Source organism: Demequina pelophila (assembly GCF_000971175.1).
Lineage (GTDB): Bacteria > Actinomycetota > Actinomycetes > Actinomycetales > Demequinaceae > Demequina > Demequina pelophila.
Genome location: NZ_BBLY01000001.1, coordinates 988,056 through 1,007,085, shown reverse-complemented (window position 1 = coordinate 1,007,085; position 19,030 = coordinate 988,056). Strand labels below are relative to the sequence as shown.

At 73.9% G+C, this 19,030-nt stretch carries 17 protein-coding genes and 1 tRNA gene; 16 read left to right on the top strand and 2 right to left on the bottom strand.

Going from position 1 to position 19,030, the window contains the following annotated elements; all coding sequences use genetic code 11:
- Window positions 1-168: 168 nt before the first annotated feature.
- The 9 genes from AOM03_RS04660 to AOM03_RS04625 all read left to right on the top strand — a co-directional run bounded on the left by AOM03_RS04660 (window position 169) and on the right by AOM03_RS04625 (window position 8,760).
- On the top strand, window positions 169-2,916 hold the full coding sequence (locus tag AOM03_RS04660) for a cation-translocating P-type ATPase (protein WP_062378613.1): 2,748 nt from the start codon (window positions 169-171) through the stop codon (window positions 2,914-2,916).
- A 143-nt stretch (window positions 2,917-3,059) separates the two neighbouring features.
- Window positions 3,060-4,343: a glutamate-5-semialdehyde dehydrogenase gene (locus AOM03_RS04655; RefSeq protein ID WP_062378611.1), complete on the top strand. Its 1,284-nt coding sequence runs from the start codon at window positions 3,060-3,062 to the stop codon at window positions 4,341-4,343.
- Window positions 4,344-4,403: 60 nt separating this feature from the next.
- Complete coding sequence (locus AOM03_RS12850) at window positions 4,404-4,550, top strand: hypothetical protein (RefSeq protein WP_169746412.1); 147 nt, start codon at window positions 4,404-4,406, stop codon at window positions 4,548-4,550.
- 28 nt (window positions 4,551-4,578) lie between these two features.
- Window positions 4,579-5,148, top strand: coding sequence for a nicotinate-nucleotide adenylyltransferase (gene nadD / locus AOM03_RS04650; protein ID WP_265101846.1), 570 nt, complete (start codon window positions 4,579-4,581; stop codon window positions 5,146-5,148).
- A complete protein-coding gene (locus AOM03_RS04645) occupies window positions 5,141-7,000 on the top strand; it encodes a hypothetical protein (RefSeq protein ID WP_156157612.1) in 1,860 nt (619 codons plus the stop codon). The genes nadD and AOM03_RS04645 overlap by 8 nt, the downstream gene beginning before the upstream one ends.
- The gene (gene rsfS, locus AOM03_RS04640; RefSeq protein ID WP_062378605.1) at window positions 7,000-7,368 is read left to right on the top strand and encodes a ribosome silencing factor; all 369 of its coding nucleotides are present in this window, start codon (window positions 7,000-7,002) and stop codon (window positions 7,366-7,368) included. Before AOM03_RS04645 ends, rsfS begins: the two co-directional genes overlap by 1 nt.
- Entirely contained in the window at window positions 7,365-7,985 is a 621-nt protein-coding gene (locus AOM03_RS04635) for a histidine phosphatase family protein (protein WP_062378602.1), read from the top strand. The genes rsfS and AOM03_RS04635 overlap by 4 nt, the downstream gene beginning before the upstream one ends.
- Window positions 7,982-8,578: a histidine phosphatase family protein gene (locus tag AOM03_RS04630; RefSeq protein ID WP_062378600.1), complete on the top strand. Its 597-nt coding sequence runs from the start codon at window positions 7,982-7,984 to the stop codon at window positions 8,576-8,578. Before AOM03_RS04635 ends, AOM03_RS04630 begins: the two co-directional genes overlap by 4 nt.
- 109 nt (window positions 8,579-8,687) lie before the next feature.
- A tRNA-Ala gene (locus tag AOM03_RS04625) sits at window positions 8,688-8,760 on the top strand.
- A gap of 110 nt (window positions 8,761-8,870) precedes the next feature.
- Here AOM03_RS04625 and AOM03_RS04620 read toward each other — a convergent pair.
- Window positions 8,871-9,722, bottom strand: coding sequence for an HAD-IIB family hydrolase (locus AOM03_RS04620; RefSeq protein WP_062378598.1), 852 nt, complete (start codon window positions 9,720-9,722; stop codon window positions 8,871-8,873).
- Window positions 9,723-9,833: 111 nt separating this feature from the next.
- Here AOM03_RS04620 and AOM03_RS04615 point away from each other — a divergent pair, with 111 nt between their 5' ends.
- The 4 genes from AOM03_RS04615 to AOM03_RS04600 all read left to right on the top strand — a co-directional run bounded on the left by AOM03_RS04615 (window position 9,834) and on the right by AOM03_RS04600 (window position 14,077).
- Window positions 9,834-11,501, top strand: coding sequence for an FAD-binding protein (locus AOM03_RS04615; RefSeq protein ID WP_062378596.1), 1,668 nt, complete (start codon window positions 9,834-9,836; stop codon window positions 11,499-11,501).
- Window positions 11,502-11,667: 166 nt separating this feature from the next.
- Window positions 11,668-12,153, top strand: a complete 486-nt coding sequence (locus AOM03_RS04610; protein ID WP_062378593.1) for an NUDIX hydrolase — start codon at window positions 11,668-11,670, stop codon at window positions 12,151-12,153.
- Window positions 12,154-12,196: 43 nt separating this feature from the next.
- Window positions 12,197-12,946, top strand: coding sequence for an SGNH/GDSL hydrolase family protein (locus AOM03_RS04605; RefSeq protein WP_062378591.1), 750 nt, complete (start codon window positions 12,197-12,199; stop codon window positions 12,944-12,946).
- A gap of 129 nt (window positions 12,947-13,075) precedes the next feature.
- The gene (locus tag AOM03_RS04600) at window positions 13,076-14,077 is read left to right on the top strand and encodes a methyltransferase domain-containing protein (RefSeq protein WP_162197261.1); all 1,002 of its coding nucleotides are present in this window, start codon (window positions 13,076-13,078) and stop codon (window positions 14,075-14,077) included.
- Between the two features lie 30 nt (window positions 14,078-14,107).
- Here AOM03_RS04600 and AOM03_RS04595 read toward each other — a convergent pair whose 3' ends face one another.
- Window positions 14,108-15,622 carry a DHA2 family efflux MFS transporter permease subunit gene (locus tag AOM03_RS04595; RefSeq protein ID WP_062378587.1) on the bottom strand — a complete coding sequence of 505 codons (1,515 nt, stop codon included), beginning with the start codon at window positions 15,620-15,622 and terminating at the stop codon, window positions 14,108-14,110.
- A gap of 63 nt (window positions 15,623-15,685) precedes the next feature.
- Here AOM03_RS04595 and AOM03_RS12660 point away from each other — a divergent pair, with 63 nt between their 5' ends.
- The 3 genes from AOM03_RS12660 to AOM03_RS04580 all read left to right on the top strand — a co-directional run bounded on the left by AOM03_RS12660 (window position 15,686) and on the right by AOM03_RS04580 (window position 18,784).
- Complete coding sequence (locus AOM03_RS12660; RefSeq protein WP_062378586.1) at window positions 15,686-16,339, top strand: NADPH-dependent F420 reductase; 654 nt, start codon at window positions 15,686-15,688, stop codon at window positions 16,337-16,339.
- The gene (locus AOM03_RS04585) at window positions 16,336-17,670 is read left to right on the top strand and encodes a glycoside hydrolase family 43 protein (RefSeq protein WP_174441929.1); all 1,335 of its coding nucleotides are present in this window, start codon (window positions 16,336-16,338) and stop codon (window positions 17,668-17,670) included. Before AOM03_RS12660 ends, AOM03_RS04585 begins: the two co-directional genes overlap by 4 nt.
- 67 nt (window positions 17,671-17,737) lie before the next feature.
- Window positions 17,738-18,784 carry a glycerate kinase gene (locus tag AOM03_RS04580; protein WP_062378584.1) on the top strand — a complete coding sequence of 349 codons (1,047 nt, stop codon included), beginning with the start codon at window positions 17,738-17,740 and terminating at the stop codon, window positions 18,782-18,784.
- The last annotated feature ends 246 nt before the right edge of the window (window positions 18,785-19,030 follow it).

The window sequence follows — 19,030 nt, the reverse complement described above, 5'->3', positions numbered from 1 at the left end:
GGCGAAATCCGGCCGGCGTGTGTGGAGGAGTGACGTCGAGGCAGGGGTGACGTCGCGGGGGCGGTGACCCCGCGGGAGGCGTGACGCGGCGGCGTGGCGGAGGCGATCCTGCCTCGCGGCGCGCGCGTCGGCTCCCTAGACTCGAAGCATCGAGCGAAGGGGCCTGGTATGAGCGCGGATGCTACCCAGCGGGACGGGACGGCGTGGTGGGCGATGACGCCCGCGGAGGCGGCCGATGACCTGGGGGTCGGGCTGACCGGACTGAGCGGCCAGCAGGTGACCGCGCGGCGGGCGACCTACGGCCCCAACGAGCTCACGGCGGCCGCGCCCGCGACCTTCTGGCAGATGGCGCTTTGCCAGCTCGCCGACCCCATGAACCTCATGCTGCTGGCGGTGACGGTGATCTCCGCGGTGATCGGCCAGGGCTCGACGGCGGTGCTCATCGGGCTGCTCGTGGTGTTCAACGTCTGGTCGGGCGCCAGCCAGGAGCGCAAGGCCCAGGCGAGCGTCGATGCGCTCGCGACCATGCAGGTGCCCCAGGTGCGCGCCCTGCGCGACGGGGCCCTGACCTCCATCCCCGCGCCCGAGCTGGTCCCCGGGGACGTGATCGAGCTCGAGGCGGGGGACATCGTCCCGGCCGACGCGCGCATCGTCCGCGCGAACGCCCTCGAGACCCAGGAGGCGGCCCTCACGGGCGAGAGCGCGCCCATCGAGAAGTCCGCCGATGCGCTGCCGGACCCGGCCACGGGGCTGGGGGACCGGCGGTCGATGCTCTACCAGAACACCTCCGTCACCCGCGGCACGGCGACCGCGCTCGTGGTCGCGACCGGCATGGCGACGGAGATGGGCGCGATCGCCACGATGCTGTCCAGCGTCGAGCGGGTGCAGTCGCCGCTGCAGAAGGAGCTGGGCCGGCTCACGCGGATCATCGGCGCGGTGGCGTGGGGCGCGGTCGCGGTCATCGTGGTCGCGGGGCTGGCGCGCGGCCAGGCGTTCGCGGACGTGATGTTCCTGGGCACCGCGGTGGCCATCTCCGCGATCCCCACCGGCATGCCCACGTTCGTGCAGGGGCTGCTGTCGTGGGGCGCGTCCCGCCTCGCGGAGTCCAAGGCCGTCATCGCGTCCCTCAACGACGTGGAGACGCTGGGTGCGACGAGCGCGATCTGCTCGGACAAGACCGGTACGCTGACCATGAACGAGATGATGGCGCGCAGCGTCTGGGTGGGCGGCGAGACCTTCACGGTCGACGGCGCGGGCTACTCGTTCGACGGTCGGGTGCGGCGCTCGCAGGGCGACGAGGTGCCGCTGGGCGCGCCCATCGCCTATGCCCTCGCGCTGCCCAACGACGCGACGGTGAGCCCCGACGGCGTCGTGGTGGGAGACCCGACGGAGGCCGCCTTCGTGGTGCTCGCGGAGAAGTTGGGCGTCGACGTCCCCGAGATCAAGCGCCGCTTCCCGCGCGAGGCGGAGGTTCCCTTCGACTCGGACTACAAGTTCATGGCCACCTTCCACCACGTCCAGTGGCAGGGCGAGCGGCGGATGATCTGCATCGTCAAGGGTGCCCCCGACGTGCTCCTGGCCCGCTCCGCGACCGCGTTCGTCGCGGGCCGCACCCAGGTGCCCATCACGGACCTGGCGGACGACGTCACCGAGGAGATCGAGCATCGTTCCTCGCAGGGCCTGCGGACCCTGGCCCTCGCCCTGCGCCTCATCGACGCGGATCAGGAGGAGGCCGCCGTCGCGGACCCCATGGCCGCCGTGCGGGACCTCGCCTTCGTGGGCGTGGTCGGCATCGTCGACCCGCTGCGGCCCGAGGCGAAGGTGGCCGTCGACGAGGCCCACGCCGCGGGCATCGCCGTGCGCATGATCACGGGCGACCACGTGGTGACGGCGACGGCGATCGGGCGGGAGCTGTCGCTGCCCGGCGACGGCATCGCGGGCGCGGACTTCGCGGCCATGACCGATGCGCAGGTGGACGCGCGCCTCGACCGCCTGTCGGTCTTCGGCCGGGTCACGCCGCAGGACAAGCTGCGGCTGGTCCAGCGCCTCCAGGAGCGCGGCGAGGTGGTCGCCATGACCGGCGACGCGGTGAACGATGCGGCGGCCATCAAGCAGGCGGACATCGGCGTGGCGATGGGGTCGGGCTCGGAGGTGACCAAGCAGGCCGCCAAACTCGTGCTCACGGACGACAACTTCGCGACGCTGGTCAAGGCCGTGCACCTGGGCCGGGTGGTCTATCAGAAGATCGCGAGCTACCTCACGTTCCAGATGTCGCAGCTGATCGCCCTGTTGCTGCTCTTCCTGGTGGCGAGCGCGATCAACCTCAACGAGGGCGTCGCGCTCACCCCGACCATGGCGCTCACGCTCAACTTCGTGATCGTCATCTTCGCGGTGCTGCTCATCATCGTTGAGCCGTCGCCGCCGGGACTCATGCAGCGGCCGCCGCGCGACCCGTCGGCCGGGCTGGCCGCGGGGCCGAACGTGATGCGGTGGGCCCTGTACGGGGCGGCGCTGTTCGTCGCGGCGTTCGTGCCGCTGCTGGTGGGGCAGGACCAGATGTCCCCGGACGAGGCCTCGGCGCCCATGACGATGGCGTTCATCATCGTGGGGCTCGGGACGCTCACCACCGGGCTGCAGCTGCGCCGCGACCCCGAGTCCGGGCTGACCGCGCCGTGGGGGAGGGCGCCGCGCATCCTCGTCGGGCCGGTCCTGTTCCTCGTCGCGGTGACGGAGGTGGGCTTCCTGCAGAGGTGGCTCGACACGACGTCGCTCACCGGCGGGCAGTGGCTCGCGTGCCTGGGGCTCACGGCGTTCGTCGTGGCCGTGGTCGAGGTGGACAAGGCGCTGCGCCGGCGGGGGACCGGCGAGGGCAGGCCGGACGTCGCGCACGCGGTCGCGCCGGCCCGGGCGCGCTGAGCCGTCCGCTCGTTGCCGGACACTCCGCACGGACTGGCGGCCGACACGCCGGGCGCCACCCGTGCATCGGCCCTCGGGAGCGGCGTGTCGGATCAGGATCCGTGCGGAGTGTCCGCGGGGCGGCGCGCCTACACTTGTCCGTTATGACCGACACCGCCATCGCATCGGACGTCGAGACCGCCGTCCTGGACGTCTGCCGCCGGGCCAAGGCCGCGTCGCGCACGCTCGCGACCGCCACCCGCGCCGTCAAGGACCAGGCCCTTCACGCCATGGCCGATGCCCTGGTCGCCCAGGCGCCGCGCATCGTCGAGGCCAACGCGAAGGACCTCGAGCGCGGCCGCGCGAACGACATGAAGCCCGGCCTGCTCGACCGGCTCGCGCTCGACGAGGCCCGCATCGCCACCATCGCGGACGCGCTGCGCTACGTCGCGACGCTGCCCGACCCGGTGGGGGAGATCCGCCGCGGCTCGACCCTGCCCAACGGCCTGCGCCTGGTGCAGAAGCAGGTCCCCATGGGCGTCGTGGGCATGATCTACGAGGCGCGACCCAACGTGACGGTCGACGCGGCGGGCCTCGCGCTGAAGTCCGGCAACGCGGCGGTGCTGCGCGGCGGCTCGGCGGCGGCGAGCTCCAACGAGGTCATCGTGGCCGTGCTGCAGGACGCGCTCGAGGGCCTGGGACTGCCCCGCGACCTGGTCCAGTCCATCGACGCGCACGGCCGCCCCGGCGCCCGCGTCCTCATGAACGCGCGCGGCCTGGTCGACGTGCTGGTGCCGCGCGGCGGCCGCGACCTCATCCAGACCGTGGTGCGCGACTCGACGGTGCCGGCGATCGAGACGGGCGAGGGCAACTGCCACGTCTACCTCGACGCGACGGCGCCCCTCGAGCGCTCGGTCGACATCGTGGTCAACTCCAAGACCCACCGCGTGGGCGTGTGCAACGCGGCGGAGACCCTGCTGGTCCACCAGGACGCGGCCGCGCACGTCCCTGCGGTGCTCACGGCGCTCGCGGACAAGGGCGTGACGCTCCACGTCGACGCCGCGATCGCGGCGCTCGCGCCCGCCCACGTCGCCACCGTGCCCGCCACGGAGGAGGACTGGGCCACCGAGTACCTGTCGCTCGACCTCGCGGTCCGGATGGTCGACTCGATGGAGGAGGCCCTCGCGCACATCGGCCGCTACTCGACCGGCCACACCGAGGCGATCGTGACGAGCGACGTCGACGCGGCGAACGCCTTCGTGTCCCGGATTGACTCGGCGGCCGTCATGGTCAACGCGTCGACCCGTTTCACGGACGGCGGCGAGTTCGGGCTGGGAGCGGAGATCGGCATCTCGACCCAGAAGCTGCACGCCCGCGGACCCATGGGCCTGGCCGAGCTCACCACCACCACCTGGGTGGTCTACGGCGAGGGCCAGATTCGTCCGTAGGTCTCCCCCGCATCGTCCCTCGCGGTGGCATACTCGGGAGCGACGAGAGGAGTCCCCCCTGTGATCACCGAGGTCGCCACCACCGCCGAGCACGTCGTCAACGAACTCCCCATCCCCGCGCCCGCGATCGGGCTGCTGGCCTTCACCGGCCTGATGGGCCTGCTGTTCGTCACCTACGCGTTCCGGAGCCTGGGCTCGCGCCACTGACGTGGGGGCTGGGATCGCGCGCGTCGGCGTGCTCGGAGGCACGTTCGACCCGATCCATCTGGGTCACCTCGCGATCGCGTCCGAGGTCTGCGCCGAGCTGGGGTTGGACCAGGTCCTGCTGGTGCCCGCGAACGGCCAGCCGTTCAAGGAGGGCATGGAGGCGGCGTCCCCCGCGCATCGGCTCGCGATGTGCCGCCTGGTCGCCGAGGACGACGAGCGCCTCGCCGTCTCCCCGGTCGACATCGAGCGCGGCGGCACCACCTACACGGTCGACACGCTCATGGACCTGCGCGCGCAGCGCCCGGACGCGGAGCTGTTCTTCATCACGGGGGCCGATGCGCTGGCCCGCCTCGACGAGTGGCGCGAGCCCGAGCGGCTCACCGAGTTGGCGACCTTCGTGGGAGTGACCCGGCCCGGTCACTCGTTGGTGAGGCTGGAGTGGCCTCACGTGTTGGTGGAGGCCCCCGAATTGGCGATATCCTCGACCGATGTGCGTCGCCGGGTGAGGAACGGACGTCCGATCCGCTACCTCGTCCCCCGCCGGGTGGCCGAGTACATCGCCGAGCACGGTCTGTATGACGGAGGACTTGATGACTGACCAGGGCAGGCCCATGTCGCGCCGCGAGCGACGCGAGGCCGAGGCCAGGAAGGCCGCCCAGGAGCAGCCGACCGCGGCGATCCCGGAGATCTCCGTCGACGCTCCGGCGACCAGCCCCGACGGCGTCGCGCTGTCGCGCAAGGAGCGCCGCCGCCTCGAGCGCCAGGAGCGTCCCCTCGAGACCTGGACGGCCGAGGAGGAGATGATCGCGACGGGGCAGATCCCCGCGATGACTCCCGAGGCGCTCGACCAGCAGGAGGCCGTCGAGCGCCGCGCCCGCGACGAGGCGAAGAAGGCCAAGAAGGCGAAGAAGGCCGAAAAGGCTGGCAAGGCGGAGAAGGCCGAGAAGGCGGCGAAGGCCGCCGCGCCGGTGGACGATGCGGTGGTCGCCGCAGAGGCCGAGGTCGCCGAGGCCGCGGGGGAGCCCGCGGTCGAGTCGACGCCCGAGGCGCCGGCCGACCAGGCCGTCGTCGACGAGGCGCCGGTGGCTGAGGCGCCGATCGACGAGGCCCCCGGTGATGAGGCACCCGGTGATGAGGCACCCGGTGATGAGTCGCCGGCGGGCGAGGAGCCCGAGGAGCCGACCGCTCAGCCGGGCGGCGATGCCGGTGGCGAGCCCGCCGCCGAGCCCGCCCCGCAGGCGCCGACCCTGCCGAAGCGCACCCCGTTCAGGTTCGGCCTCGCGCCGCGGATGGCGGGCACCCAGGCGCCCGCCGCGCCCACGCCGACCCAGGCGCCCGCCGCCGACAACGACCCCCAGGCCTCCGCCGCGCCCGGCACGGACGAGGGCCGCCGCGCCGTCGACGCGCTGACGCCGGGAGGCGGCATCCCCGCCGAGCTCGAGTCGCTCTTCCCCCCGGGCTCGCTGCAGGCCCGCCGCCTGCGCGAGCGCCTCGCCAGCCAGCAGGCCGCGCCCGAGGCGCCGGAGGCCGTCGAGGCCCCCGCGCAGGGTCAGGCCGACGGCGCCGCGGAGATCCGTCGCCTCACCGAGGCCGCCATGGCCGGCATGACCGCCGCGCAGCTGCGTCCCGCCGCCGCGCCGGGCGCCGGCCGCCAGGCCGCCCCGGAGTCGACCGCCGACGCCGTCGAGACCGAGGACACGGCCGACGAGGAGATCGCGTCCGACGAGGCCGCCACCCAGGAGGAGACCGACCGCGACGCGACCCCGGGCCGGACCCCCCAGGGCGGTATGCCCGGGCTCTGGCGCCCCGCGGCAGCGCCCGCCATGGCCGAGGCAGAGACCGCCGAGGAGGCCGCCGAGCAGGCGGAGTCCGCGCCCGCCGAGGACACGGTTGCCGACGACACGGTTGCCGACGACACGGTTGCCGAGCACACTGCCGCGGCGGACGAGGCGCCGGAGAGCTCGGTTGCCGAGGACTCCGATGTCGACGCCACCGTCGTCGAGGAGCTCGCTCCGGTCGGCGTCCGGGTCGACACCCCCGCGGTCGGCGCCGAGGACGGCACACCCGGCCTGCACCCCGCAGGGGCGCCGTCGTCCGGGGAGCTGCCCGTCGCATCGGCCGCGGCCACCTCGATCTGGGACGCGCACCCGCTGCGCCAGGCCACGCCCCGCGAGGTCGAGGACTACACGCCGTCCGAGGACATCCCGATCCCGGACTTCACGCGGATCATGCAGGGCTACGCCGCGACCACCTCGTCGGCGGGCGACGCCCCCGAGGGGCAGGTGGGCGACGAGCGCCCGGCGACCGACATCCCGGTCGAGCCCGCACCGCGCCGCGAGATGGACCACCCGGAGGCCGCGCACGGCTTCGGGTGGGCGAACCTCGCGGTGATCGGCGCGGTCGCCTTCCTGCTCGGTGTGCTCGTCTGGCACCTCACGGGGAACGCCTGATGGCCGCGACCGAGCACGCGCTGGAACTGACGCGCGTGGCGGCCCGGGCGGCCGACGACAAGAAGGCCCACAGCATCGTCGCCCTCGACGTGTCCGGTCTGAGCCCCATGGCGGACACGTTCGTCATCGCCTCCGCCTCGAACGAGCGGCAGGTGGTCGCGATCGCGGAGGCCGTCGAGGAGGAGCTCGCCAAGCACGACGCGCACGCGCTCGTCCGCGAGGGCGTGCGCGAGGGCCACTGGGCGCTGCTGCACTTCGCGGACCTCACGGTGCACGTCATGCACGACGAGGACCGCGCGTACTACGAGCTCGAGCGCCTGTACAAGGACTGCCCGGTCATCGCGCTCGACCTCGAGCCCGGCGAGTGACCCGGCTGTTCGTGGTCCGTCACGGACAGACGGACTGGAACCTGGCCGGGCGCCTGCAGGGCTCCTCGGACATCCCCCTCAACGACACGGGACGGGCGCAGGCGCGCGCGGCCCGCGACTCGCTGTGGCCGGCGCTCGACGGCGACCCCGTGGTGGTCTCCTCGACGCTCGGACGTGCGATGGAGACCGCGGACATCATCGTGGGCGACCGCGGCTGCGAGTTGCACCGCGACGCGCGCCTAGGGGAGCGGCGCTACGGCCACTGGGAGGGCCTGCTGGCGCACGAGCGCGCCGAGCGGTTCCCCGACGACCACTCCGCCTGGATGGCCGGCTTCGAGCCCGACTTCGACGGCTACGAGCGCCACGAGACCGTCGCCGCGCGCATGAGCGCCGCGGCCCACGAGTGGGTGTCGCGCGTGTCGGGCGACCTGGTGCTCGTCGCGCACGGCTCGTCGGGACGCATGCTGCTGCTGTCGCTGCTGGGGCTCCCGCTCACCGGCCGCACCCTGGGCAAGCTCGAGAACGCGGCCTGGTCGCGCCTGGCCCCCGCGGCGGGCGGCGGCTGGTCGCTCGAGCGTCACAACGTGGGCGCCCCGGCGGTGGAGGTCGCGCGATGACCGTCCTGATCGTCCTGCGCCACGGCCGCACCGAGTACAACGCCGAGGGCCGGCTTCAGGGCTCGCTCGACGTGCCCATCGGCGCCCAGGGCCTGGCCGACGCCCGTGCCGCCGCATCGGCCCTCGTGGAGGCCTACGGGACCCCCGACCGGATCGTCACCTCGCCGCTCCAGCGCGCCGTCGCGACGGCGCAGGCCGTCACGGACGTCGCCGGCGTCGACGCGGTGGCCGATGCGCGGCTCACCCAGCGCTCGTACGGCGAGTGGGAGGGGCGCACCTGGGACGAGGTGCGGGAGGGCTGGCCCGAGGACTACGAGCGGCGTCGGCGCGGGCTGGACCCGCGGATCGAGGGGTGGGGGACCGCCGCCGACACCGCCGCGCGCGTGGCCGAGGGCCTCGCCGAGGCGTGTGAGGACGCGTCGCTGGTCGTCGCGGTGAGTCACGGGAGCTCGATCATGCTCGGCTCGCTGGCGCTGCTGGGGCTCCCGCTCGAGTCGACCCTGCTGGGCAAGCTCGAGCACGCGAGCTGGAACGTGCTGCGCGCGACTCCGGGTCACTGGTCGCTCGAGCGGTACGGGATGAGCGCGGTCTGAGCCCTTCCTCGGGGGCCTCCCGGGGTGGGTCGGGGAGCCGATTAACACTCTTGGGAATTCATCCGCTATAGTTGTCTACGCCCTTCGGGGCACCGGTCCTGAAGGATCTGGGGCTGTGGCGCAGCTGGTAGCGCACCTGCATGGCATGCAGGGGGTCAGGGGTTCGAGTCCCCTCAGCTCCACGAAGTGTTGAGACAGCACTTGAGAAGAGGCCGCCCGCGAGGGCGGCCTCTTCTGTTTCCCGGGCGGGCTCGGGCCCGCCCGGGCGTCGGCTCTCGGGCCTGCCCGGACCTCAGGTATCGAGCAGTCCGAGCTCCGCGAACGCTGTCGCGAGCCCGGACGTGGCGGGGCCGGCGCACACGCGGTCCGCGGCGGCGATGACGCGCGGCTCGGCATCCGCGATCGCCACGCCGATGCCGGCGGAGGCGAGCATCTCGAGGTCGTTGAGGCCGTCGCCGAACGCCACGGACGCCTCGTGCTCGAAGCCCAGGTGCGCGAGCGCGATGGCCATCCCGACGGCCTTGTGGATGTCTGACAGGTACAGCTCGCCGGCGCCGTCGCCCATCTCGGGGATCGAGGAGGGGATGGCGGCCACCTCGGGGCCGATCTCGAGCGCCACCTGGGCGAGCGGCGTGCGGCCGGCGAAGGTGGTGATCTTGGCGAAGCTGATGCCCTCGAGCGACTCGGCGGCCAGGATCGACGCGAGCACGTCCTGGGGGCCGCGCGTGGGTGCGGCGTCGCCGCCGCGGCGCCAGCGCTCCGACATGAGCTCCATCAGGGTCCGGCGCGCGTGTGGCAGCGCGTAGTTCGCGTCGGGCGCCTCGAGCACGTAGGTGGTCCCGTGGGCGTCGAGGGTCTCGCGGGTGCGCGCGGCGAGGTCCTCGGGGAAGCGGCGGTCGAGCAGCACCTGGCCGTCGATCTCCACATGCGCCCCGGCGCTCGCCACGACGCCGTCGAAGCCCGCCTCGAGGATGTGCGCCGGGATCATCGGGCGCGGCCGGCCGGTGCACAGCAGCACCGCGTGGCCGGCGCGTCGGGCGGCGCGCACCGCGTCCGCGTGGGCCTCGGGCACCTCGCCGTGGTCGGCGTACGTGCCGTCGATGTCGAGGAAGATGGCGCGGCGGTCGGTGTGGGTCGTCGTCACGGCATCAACCTAGCGCGACCCGGCGTCCAGCCCTCCTCATCCGCGCCCTCGCGCGCTACCCTGATGGCTACCGGACAACGCTGTCCGGTCCCCGGACATGAGGAGAATGTGATGACGCATTTCGACGAGGAGGTCGACCTCCTGGTCGTCGGCACGGGAGCGGCCGCGATGTCGGCCGCGATCGCGGCGAAGGACGAAGGGCTCGACGTCCTGGTGATCGAGGGCGCGGAGGAGTGGGGAGGCTCGACCGCGATGAGCGGCGGAGGCTGCTGGCTGCCGACCCACCCCGGCATGAGCGACCTGGGCGTCCCCGACTCGGAGGAGAAGGTGCTCACGTACCTCGACGCGTGCGTCGGCACGCCCGACGAGGTGGGCCCCGCATCGTCCCTTCCCCGTCGCCGGGCGTTCGTGCGAGCCGCTCCGGTGGTCTACTCGTGGCTCGAGCGCCACGGCATGGAATGGAAGCCCGCGCGGTACTACCCGGACTACTACCCGGACCTTCCCGGCGGCATCGCCGGAGGACGCACCGTGGAGCCCGCGCCGTTCGACACCAAGAAGTTCGGCGACTGGTACGACCACGCGCGCAAGGCGCTGCCCCCGATCGCGATGTTCGCGGGCGACACCTACCTGCTGGCGAGGGCGTGGTCGACGTTCTCCGGCGCGGTGGGCGGCGCGCGCATGGTGCTGCGCACCCTGGGCCGCTACGCCGTGGGCCAGCGGCCCTCGGGGCTGGGGATGTCGCTCGCGGCGCGGCTGATGTGGATCGCCAAGTTCGAGCAGGGCACCGAGGTGAGGCTCGCCACGCCGCTGACCGACCTGATCGTCGAGGACGGGGCCGTGGTGGGCGCCGTGGTGGCCGGGCCCGAGGGCGAGCGGCGCATTCGCACGCGCGCGGGCGTGCACCTGGGCGCCGGCGGCTTCGACCACAACGCCGCGTGGCGGGCCACGTACCAGGGGCTGGACCAGGAGTACTCGTCGGGCAGCCCGGACAACCTGGGCACCGCGATCGAGATCGGCATACGGCACGGCGCGGAGGTCGCGCTCATGGACGACGCCTGGTGGGGTCCGTCGGTGGTCCCTGCCGGGGAGCACGGTGCCACGTTCATCGTCTCCGAGCGGTCCATGCCGTTCACCATCGTGGTGGACCAGGAGGGGCAGCGGTACGTCAACGAGTCGACCAGCTACGTGGACTTCGGGCACGCGATGATCGAGCGCGGGCTCGAGCGCACCAACCATTCGTGGATGATCCTCGACGTGCGTCACCGCCGCCGCTACCTCAACAACGCCTTCCTCATGGGCAAGAAGGCGCTGTTCGAGGAGGGTAGCGCGGTCCAGGCGGACACGCTCGAGGAGCTCGCGGAGAAGATGGGCGTGCCGAAGGACAACTTCAAGGCGACCATCCAGCGGTTCAACTCCTTCGCGCGGGACGGGGTCGACCAGGACTTCGGCCGCGGCAAGGACGCCTACGACAACTACTACGGCGACCCCACGCACGGACCCAACCCGAACCTGGGCGAGATCGCCCACGGGCCGTTCGTCGCGGTGAAGATCATCCTGGGCGACCTGGGCACCAAGGGCGGGCTGCTCACGGATGAGAACGCGCGGGTGCTGTCGACGTCCGGCACGGTCATCGAGGGGCTGTACGCGGCGGGGAACTGCTCGGCGTCGGTGGTGGGGCGCACCTACCCGGGGGCCGGCTCGACGCTGGGCCCGGCGCTGGTGTTCGGCTACCTGGCGGGCAAGCACGCGGGCGTGCGCTCGCGGGTCGCGGTCGGGTAGGGGGGGGTCGGGCGCCTGGCCTCCCAGCGGTAGCTCTGGGCTCGTCTTGGGGGTGAGACGTGCCCGGAGCTACCACCGGCGCGTGGTGGTCGCTGTGGTGGCGGCCGATGCGGGGCGGCCCCAGGGTCCCTGAGGTCGCCCCGTGCGGTGCCGTAGCGTGGCGGCCATGGCGACTCCGGACTTCGTTCTCGACCTGCGCTCCAAGATCGGTCACGACATGCTGTGGCTGCCCGGCGCGACCGCGGTGGTGCTGCGCCCCGCGCCCTCGGGCAACGGGCGCGAGGTGCTGCTGGTCCGGCGCGCGGACAACGGCCAGTGGACCCCGGTGACGGGCATCGTGGACCCGGGGGAGGAGCCCGCCGTCGCGGCCGTGCGCGAATGCCTCGAGGAGGCGGACGTCGTGGCGGAGCCGGAGGTGCTCTCGTGGGTGCACGTGCTGCCCCCGGTGACCTACGAGAACGGGGACGTCTCCCAGTACGTCGACTTCACCTTCCGCTGCCGGTACATCAGCGGCGAGCCGCACCCCGCCGACGGCGAGAACACCGATGCCCGCTGGTTCCCGCTCGACGCGCTGCCGGAGATGCGCGAGGACATGCGGCGCCGGGTGGAGATGGGCGCGAGCGACTCGGATGTGACGGCCTTCGTGCGCTGACCGCCGCGGCGCGTCGTCCCCGGTTCGGGCTAGGGTGCTGGCCGTGAGATTTGCGGCAATCGGGGACAGCTTTACCGAGGGGGTCGGGGACCCGCTCGCCGACGGGACGATGCGCGGGTGGGCCGACCTTGTCGCCGCGGGCCTGGCCGGGGCCGGGCGGGACGTGCACTACGCCAACCTCGCGATCCGGGGGCGCCTGCTCGAGACGATCGCGACGGAGCAGTGCGACGCCGCGCTCGCGCTCGACCCACCGCCGGACGTGCTCACCTTCAACGGCGGCGGCAACGACATGATGCGGCCGGGATGGGATCCCGCCCGCGTCGAGGACCTGGTGTCGCGCGTGGTCGACCTCGCCGGCCAAGCCGGGGTGCGGCTCGTGCTCCTCAGCGGCCCGGACCCGACCGCGCGCCTGCCCCGTGGGAGGGTGTTCGCCCGGCGGGCGGACGACCTCATGGAGATCTGCACGCGCCTCGCACAGCCGCCCCACGTGTCCTTCGTCGACAACTACTCGGACGGCGAGATGCGGCACGGCGCGTACTGGTCCGCGGACCGCCTCCACCTCAACCCCCTGGGCCACGCGCGGGTCGCCGCTCGCATGCTCGACCACCTGGGCGTGCCGACCGTCCTTCCCGACCGCGGCGATCTCGCCGAGCCGCCCCGCTCGGTCGCGGGCGAGGCTGCCTACATGGGCCGCTACGTGCTGCCCTGGCTGGGCCGGCGCGTCACGCGCCGGTCCTCCGGTGATGGGCGCCCGCCCAAGGCACCCGCGTGGGTGGCGGTGTCCGCGGCCTGACCGGCGTCGGGTCTCGGCGAGGTCACGATTTCCGTCGGCGGCCTTGTCGGGCCGCGCGCCCGGCTCCTAGCATGCGAGAACGCGGTCATGGCTGTGGGGGCGGCCGCGTGGCGCTGGGGGGAGGCGTGCATGACGACGCCAGTGGCGACCGACGCGTCGCAGGGGCCCACGTTCGCGGGGCTCGAGGTCCATGTCACCGGTGCGGGAGTCGAGCCTGGAGGCCTACGCGTGATGCGGGTTCAGGTCGAGGACGAGTCCGACGCGGATCCGGGGGCGCGCGAGGCGCTCGACGCGCAGATGCAGGCGTGGGAGGACGACCTCGAGGACGGCGGCTCTCCCGACGACGTGCGCCGCGAGCTGGCCGGCTCGCCGGGGATTCGTGCCTGGAGCGCGACGCTCGGCACCGCGCTCGCGCGCGCCAATCCTCACCTGCCGGCCGCCCGGCGGGTCGCGTCGCCGGGCCGGGGCGACGAGCTCTTCGCGGGGCACGCACTGTCCGCCGCCGACCGCCACCTCCTGACCCACGCCCTGGACGCGCGGGCCATCCGGGCCCGCTCGCGCATCGTCCACTGGCTCGCGACGCGCTCCCTGGTGGACGTGCGCGGCACCGTCCGCTGGGCGAGCCTCGGGTGCGGCGACGCGTTCGCGCTCGTCAGCGCGATCGCGACGGCCGAGGCCGCCGGCACGGACGTGTCCGCGACCTTCGTCGACGCCAGCGACGAGGACGTCGACGTCGCGCTGCGCATCGCGGTGCGCCACGGGGTGGATCCCGCGCATCACCGGTTCGTGCGCGGCGAACTGGGCACGGCGCCGGACCTCGAGGACGGCACGCAGGACCTGGTGGACCTGGTCGACGCCGTCGAGGCGCTCGACGAGCCGCACGCGGTCGAGGCGATCCGGCGCGGCTTCGCGCTGCTGCGGCCGGGCGGGTCCCTCGTGTTCTCGGCGATGCGCGACGACAGGCCGCTGCGGCTGGTGCGCCTCGCGGCACTCGTACCCACACGCGCGCGCCTGCGCACGCGCGAGGAGGTCGTGGCGCTCATGGAGGCCGCGGACGTGCCGGTCGCCGACGCCGTGGCGTACACGGCGCCGGACGGGGTGTACGGCGTGGTCGAGGTGCCGAAGCTGTAGCCCCGGCGCCGGGTTCGTCCGCACCCGCCCCTAGTGAGCGATCGGGGTGCCCGTCTGCTCGCCGGCGGACTCGACGGGCCGCCGGATGAATGCCGCGGCGACCACCGCCCCCGTCGCGAGCACCCCCGCGATCGCGAACGCGGTCGCGATGCCGGACGCCTGCGCCTGGGCGGCCGTCTCCCCGGCCGCCTCGTGCGCCGTGGCCACCCGGGCCATGGTCGACACGAACAGCGCGGTGCCCGCGGCCGCGGCGACCTGCTGAACGGTCGACACGGTCGCGGAGCCGTGCGAGTACAGCCGCGGCGGCAGCGAGCCCAGGCTCGCGGCGAACAGCGGGGTGAACATGAGCGCGAGGCCCACGCTCTGCGCGATGTGGCACGCCAGCAGCTGCCACCACGGGGTCTCCGGGCCGACGATCGCCGCGAGGGTCCACATGGTGGCCGCCAGGATCGCCGCGCCCGGGATGAGCAGGGGGCGGGAGCCGATGCGGTCGACCGCCCGGCCGACGCTCGGCGCCGCGAGGCCCATGATGAGGCCGCCGGGGAGCAGCAGCAGGCCGCTCTGGAGCACCGTGAGACCCAGCACACCCTGCATGAACAGCGGCAGCAGGATGATCGAGCCGAACAGCGACATCATCATGATGACGAACATCCCGATCGACACCGCGAACGTGGGGATGCGGAAGGTGCGCAGGTCGAGGAGCGCATCGTCGATGCGCTGGAGCGCGAGCTGTCGCAGCACGAAGGCGGCGAGCGCGAGCCCTCCGACCGCGAGCGCCAGCACGGTGGTGGCTCCCGCGCCGCCGTCGGCATGCTCGCCGATGGCGCTGAGCCCGAACACGATGCCGCCGAACCCGAGCGCGGAGAGCACGACCGACGGGACGTCGAGCGGTGCCTCGCGCGGCTCGGTCACGTTGCGGATCATCCGGGCCCCGATCGCGAGCGTCGTCAGCGCGATGGGAAGCACGAACACGAACAGGAACCGCCACGGCAGGGCGGACAGGATCAGCCCGGAGATGGTCGGGCCGATCGCGGGCGCGACGGCGATGACCACCGAGATCGACCCCATGCGACGGCCGCGCGTGGCGGGCGGCTCGAGCTGCATCACGGTCGTCATGAGCAGCGGCAGCATGATCGCCGTGCCGCCGGCCTGGATCACGCGCGCGACGAGCAGCACCTCGAAGCCCGGGGCGAGCGCCGCGAGCGCGGTGCCCGCGGCGAAGAGCGTCATGGCGGCGATGAACACCGGGCGCGTGTGGAACCGCTGCAGGAGGAATCCCGTGACCGGGATGACCACGGCCATGGTGAGGAGGAAGGCGGTGGTGAGCCACTGGGCCGCGACCGCGGTCACGCCCAGGTCGGTCATGAGGTGGGGGATGGCCACGCCCATGACCGTCTCGTTGAGGATCACCACGAAGGCGGAGACGATGAGCACCCAGATGACGATGCTGTTGCGCCGGGCCGTCGCATCGTCCCGGGTGGGCGCGGCGGTGGGCGTCGGCGCCTGAGCGCGGGTCGTGGCCTGGGGCGAGTCGTCGTGGGTCACCGAGACATTGTTCCGGACGGCCACGCCCTCCACCAAGTCCCGGGTGCCCGCTAGGGTGCGAGCGTGGACACTCCCGACCTGCCGCGTTCCGTGGGCGTCCTGGGCGTCGGCAGGTTCGGCGGCGCGCTCGCGCGGCACGCGCGTGGCGCCGGTCTCGCGGTCGAGGTCGCCGGGTCCGCCGACGACCCGGCCGCGGCCTGCGCCTGCGACGTGGTGATCCTCGCGATCCCCCTGGCCCGGTATCGCGCGCTCCCCGCTGGGTTGCTGAGGGGCGCGCTGGTCGTCGACGCCATGAACCACTGGTGGGAGGTCGACGGGGCCCGCCCGGAGTTCGACGACCCGCGCACGTCCACGTCGGAGACGGTGCAGGCGTTCCTGCGCGAATCGCGGGTGGTCAAGGCCTTCGGGCACGCGAGCGCGTGGGAGGTGGAGAACCTCCCGCACCCGGCCGGGCATCCGGACCGGCGGGGGATCGCGATCGCGGGGGACGATGCGCGGGACACGGCCGTCGTCGCGGCGCTGGTCGACGCGCTGGGCTTCGACCCCGTGCTCGCGGGGCCCCTGGCGGCGGGGGTGGCCTTCGAGCCCGGCACGGAGATCTTCGGCTCGGACGCGACGGCCGCCGAGCTGCGAGAGATGCTCGCGCGCTTCCCGGAATCGCAGCGCGGCCGGGTGGTCGCGCGGGCGCGACACGGCCGCGAGGGTGGTGCGCGGTGACGCCCCGGGAGCCCGCGTCCCCGGAGGAGCCCTTCGGCTACCTCATGGTGCACTTCGTCGAGGACGCCCAGGGGTACCGCGAGAAGGTCCACCTGTCGATCTCCCGCGGCGACGACCCGGAGCGCTGGGACCGGCTCAATGGGGGAGAGCCCGTGCTCGCCTCGCACCTGTCCACGACGGGCGTGCGCGACCCGCACCTCACGTTCGATCCGGTGACGGCCACGTACTTCATCATCGCGACGGACCTGCGGGTGTTCGGCGGGGACGAGGCCGGGTGGGACGCCTGGACGCACGGCTACTCCACCCGGATGAACGTGTGGACGTCGGCGGACCTCATCTCCTGGTCCCCGCTCACCCAGTTCGACGTGGCGCTCGCGCCGGATGGCGCGCCCGCGGCCGGGGTGCCCGCGCTCGACATGATGTGGGCCCCCGAGACCACGTGGGTGCCCGACCTGTACGCGGAGGGCGACGGCGGCTTCGTCGTGTACTTCTCGGCCGGCATCGACGGCGGTCACCACCGCATCGTCTGGGGGACCACACGCGACTTCTCGCAGGAGACCTGGGAGTACGGCGGCGTCCTCCTCGACACGGGCGACTTCGCGATCGACTGCTCGATGATCCAGCACGCCGGTCGCACCTACCGCGTCACCAAGGACAACGGGGCGACGCGCCGGGGCATCTTCATGGAGCGCACCCAGGCGGCGCGCTGGTGGGAGGCCGATGCGGTGTGGACTCCGGTTCAGGACAACCTGGGCGACGAGTACGCGCGCGGGCACGGGGTCGAGGGGCCCACGATGTTCAAGGTGCACGGCGAGGACCGCTGGTACCTGTATGTGGACGTCATCCCCGACGGCGGGTACCACCCGCTCGTCTCGACGGACCTGGACGCGGAGCGGCCGTGGGCGCTGCTCGAGTCGGACCGGTTCGACCTGCCGGCGGCGACCAAGCACGGCGGGGTGATCGGGCTGACCCGGGCGCAGTACGACGCCGTGCGGGCGGCCGATGCGCGCGAGGCCGTCTCGCCGACGCTCGGCACGGTGCGGGTGCCGGTCGGCGCCACGACCGAGGAGGTGCGCGCCGCCCTGCCGGCCCGCGCCGAGGCGACGCTGCACGGGGGCGGCACCGCATCGTTCCCGGTCGAGTGGACCCTGGCGGCCGACGAGGCCGCCTCTCCCGGTCGCCATGCGGTCGCGGGAGTCCTGCGCGGGACGCTCGGCGCGAATCTCAACGACTGGGTGGGCGAGGCGGCCTCGCGCGCGTGGGACGCGCCGGGCAGGCGTCCGTTCAGCGCGACCGCGATTCACGTCGCGGCGACGCTCGAGATCGCGTAGCGGCAGCTGCGGCGCGCCGAGGCGGCTCTGCGTGGCGGGTCGCGCATCGGCCTGCCAGGGTGGGCGCATGGCCACGGTGGTGTTCGCGCCCGACACGTTCAAGGGCACCTGTCCATCCGAGCGGGCGGCCGCCGCGCTCGCCCGGGGCTGGCGGCGGGTACGTCCGGACGATGCGTTGGTCGAGATCCCGCAGGCAGACGGCGGCGAGGGCACCCTCGCCGCGTTCCGCGCGGCGGTGCCGGGGGCCGAGCTCCGGGCCGCGATCCCACCTGCCCCCGGGCGCCGCGCCCGCACGACACGTCCGCAGGTGACCGGGCCCGCGGGCGAGCCCGTGGCGGGCGTGTGGCTCGACCTCGGGGACGGGACCGCGCTGTGTGAGCTCGCGGCGGTCGCGGGGCTGCACCTCATGCCCGCGCTCGACCCGCTCGGGGCCACCTCCCGCGGGCTGGGCGAGGTGATGGCCGCCGCGATCGACGCGGGCTGCGAGCGGCTGGTGATCGCGATCGGCGGGTCCGCGTCCACGGATGGCGGGATCCCCGTGCTCGAGGCGTTGGGCGCGAGACGCCCTCCGGCAGGCGGTGCGATCGTGCTCACCGACGTCACCGCGCCGCTGCTGGGGCCGCGGGGCGCCGCCGCGGTGTTCGGGCCGCAGAAGGGTGCGTCGCCGGAGCAGGTCGTGGTGCTGGAGCGGCGGCTGGAGGCGGTCGCGGCGCGGCTCGGGACCGACCCGGGCCTGCCCGGGGCCGGCGCCGCCGGGGGAGTCGGCTACGCGCTCGCGCACTGGGGCGCCGAGCTGGTGCCCGGCGCCGCCGCGGTCGCGCGAGTGTCGGGTCTCGAGGCCGCGGCCCGGGAGGCGGATCTGGTGGTCACCGGCGAGGGGCGCTTCGACGACCAGTCGCTCACGGGGAAGGTCGTGGGCCACGCGCTCGACTCGTTCCCGCGGGTCGCGGTGGTGGCCGGGCAGGTCGACGCGGATCCCGGGTGTCGGGCACTCGCGCTCGCGGACCTCTCCGGGTCCGTCGAGGCCGCGAAAGCGGAGCCGCGGCGGTGGCTCGAGGAGGCGGGGGCGCGGGCGGCGCGGGAGTGGGGTCCCTCCCTGGGTTCGGGACAGTAGGGACCGCGGCGCGCGCGGCGCGCGGCGCGAGGCGCGCGGGGTGCGCGGGTCGCCTGTGGCTCCGGGACAGTGGGGACCGCGAATACGCCCCGCGTGCTCGCTGCGGGACAGTGGGGACCGGTGCGCGCCGCTGCGTGCGGTCCCCGCTGTCCCGCAGGGTGCAGAACCGGTGATTTTGCGGTCCTCAGTGTCCCGGACGGCAGGGGGCGCGAGGTGGCGAGGGCGCGAGGCGGAGCGAGCTGGCGA

What these genes read in the sequence shown, in the direction of transcription:
- AOM03_RS04660 (WP_062378613.1), top strand. Translation starts at nt 169, where the DNA reads ATGAGCGCGGATGCTACCCAGCGGGACGGGACGGCGTGGTGGGCGATG.
- AOM03_RS04655 (WP_062378611.1), top strand. Translation starts at nt 3,060, where the DNA reads ATGACCGACACCGCCATCGCATCGGACGTCGAGACCGCCGTCCTGGAC.
- AOM03_RS04645 (WP_156157612.1), top strand. Translation starts at nt 5,141, where the DNA reads ATGACTGACCAGGGCAGGCCCATGTCGCGCCGCGAGCGACGCGAGGCC.
- rsfS (WP_062378605.1), top strand. Translation starts at nt 7,000, where the DNA reads ATGGCCGCGACCGAGCACGCGCTGGAACTGACGCGCGTGGCGGCCCGG.
- AOM03_RS04630 (WP_062378600.1), top strand. Translation starts at nt 7,982, where the DNA reads ATGACCGTCCTGATCGTCCTGCGCCACGGCCGCACCGAGTACAACGCC.
- AOM03_RS04615 (WP_062378596.1), top strand. Translation starts at nt 9,834, where the DNA reads ATGACGCATTTCGACGAGGAGGTCGACCTCCTGGTCGTCGGCACGGGA.
- AOM03_RS04610 (WP_062378593.1), top strand. Translation starts at nt 11,668, where the DNA reads ATGGCGACTCCGGACTTCGTTCTCGACCTGCGCTCCAAGATCGGTCAC.
- AOM03_RS04600 (WP_162197261.1), top strand. Translation starts at nt 13,076, where the DNA reads ATGACGACGCCAGTGGCGACCGACGCGTCGCAGGGGCCCACGTTCGCG.
- AOM03_RS04580 (WP_062378584.1), top strand. Translation starts at nt 17,738, where the DNA reads ATGGCCACGGTGGTGTTCGCGCCCGACACGTTCAAGGGCACCTGTCCA.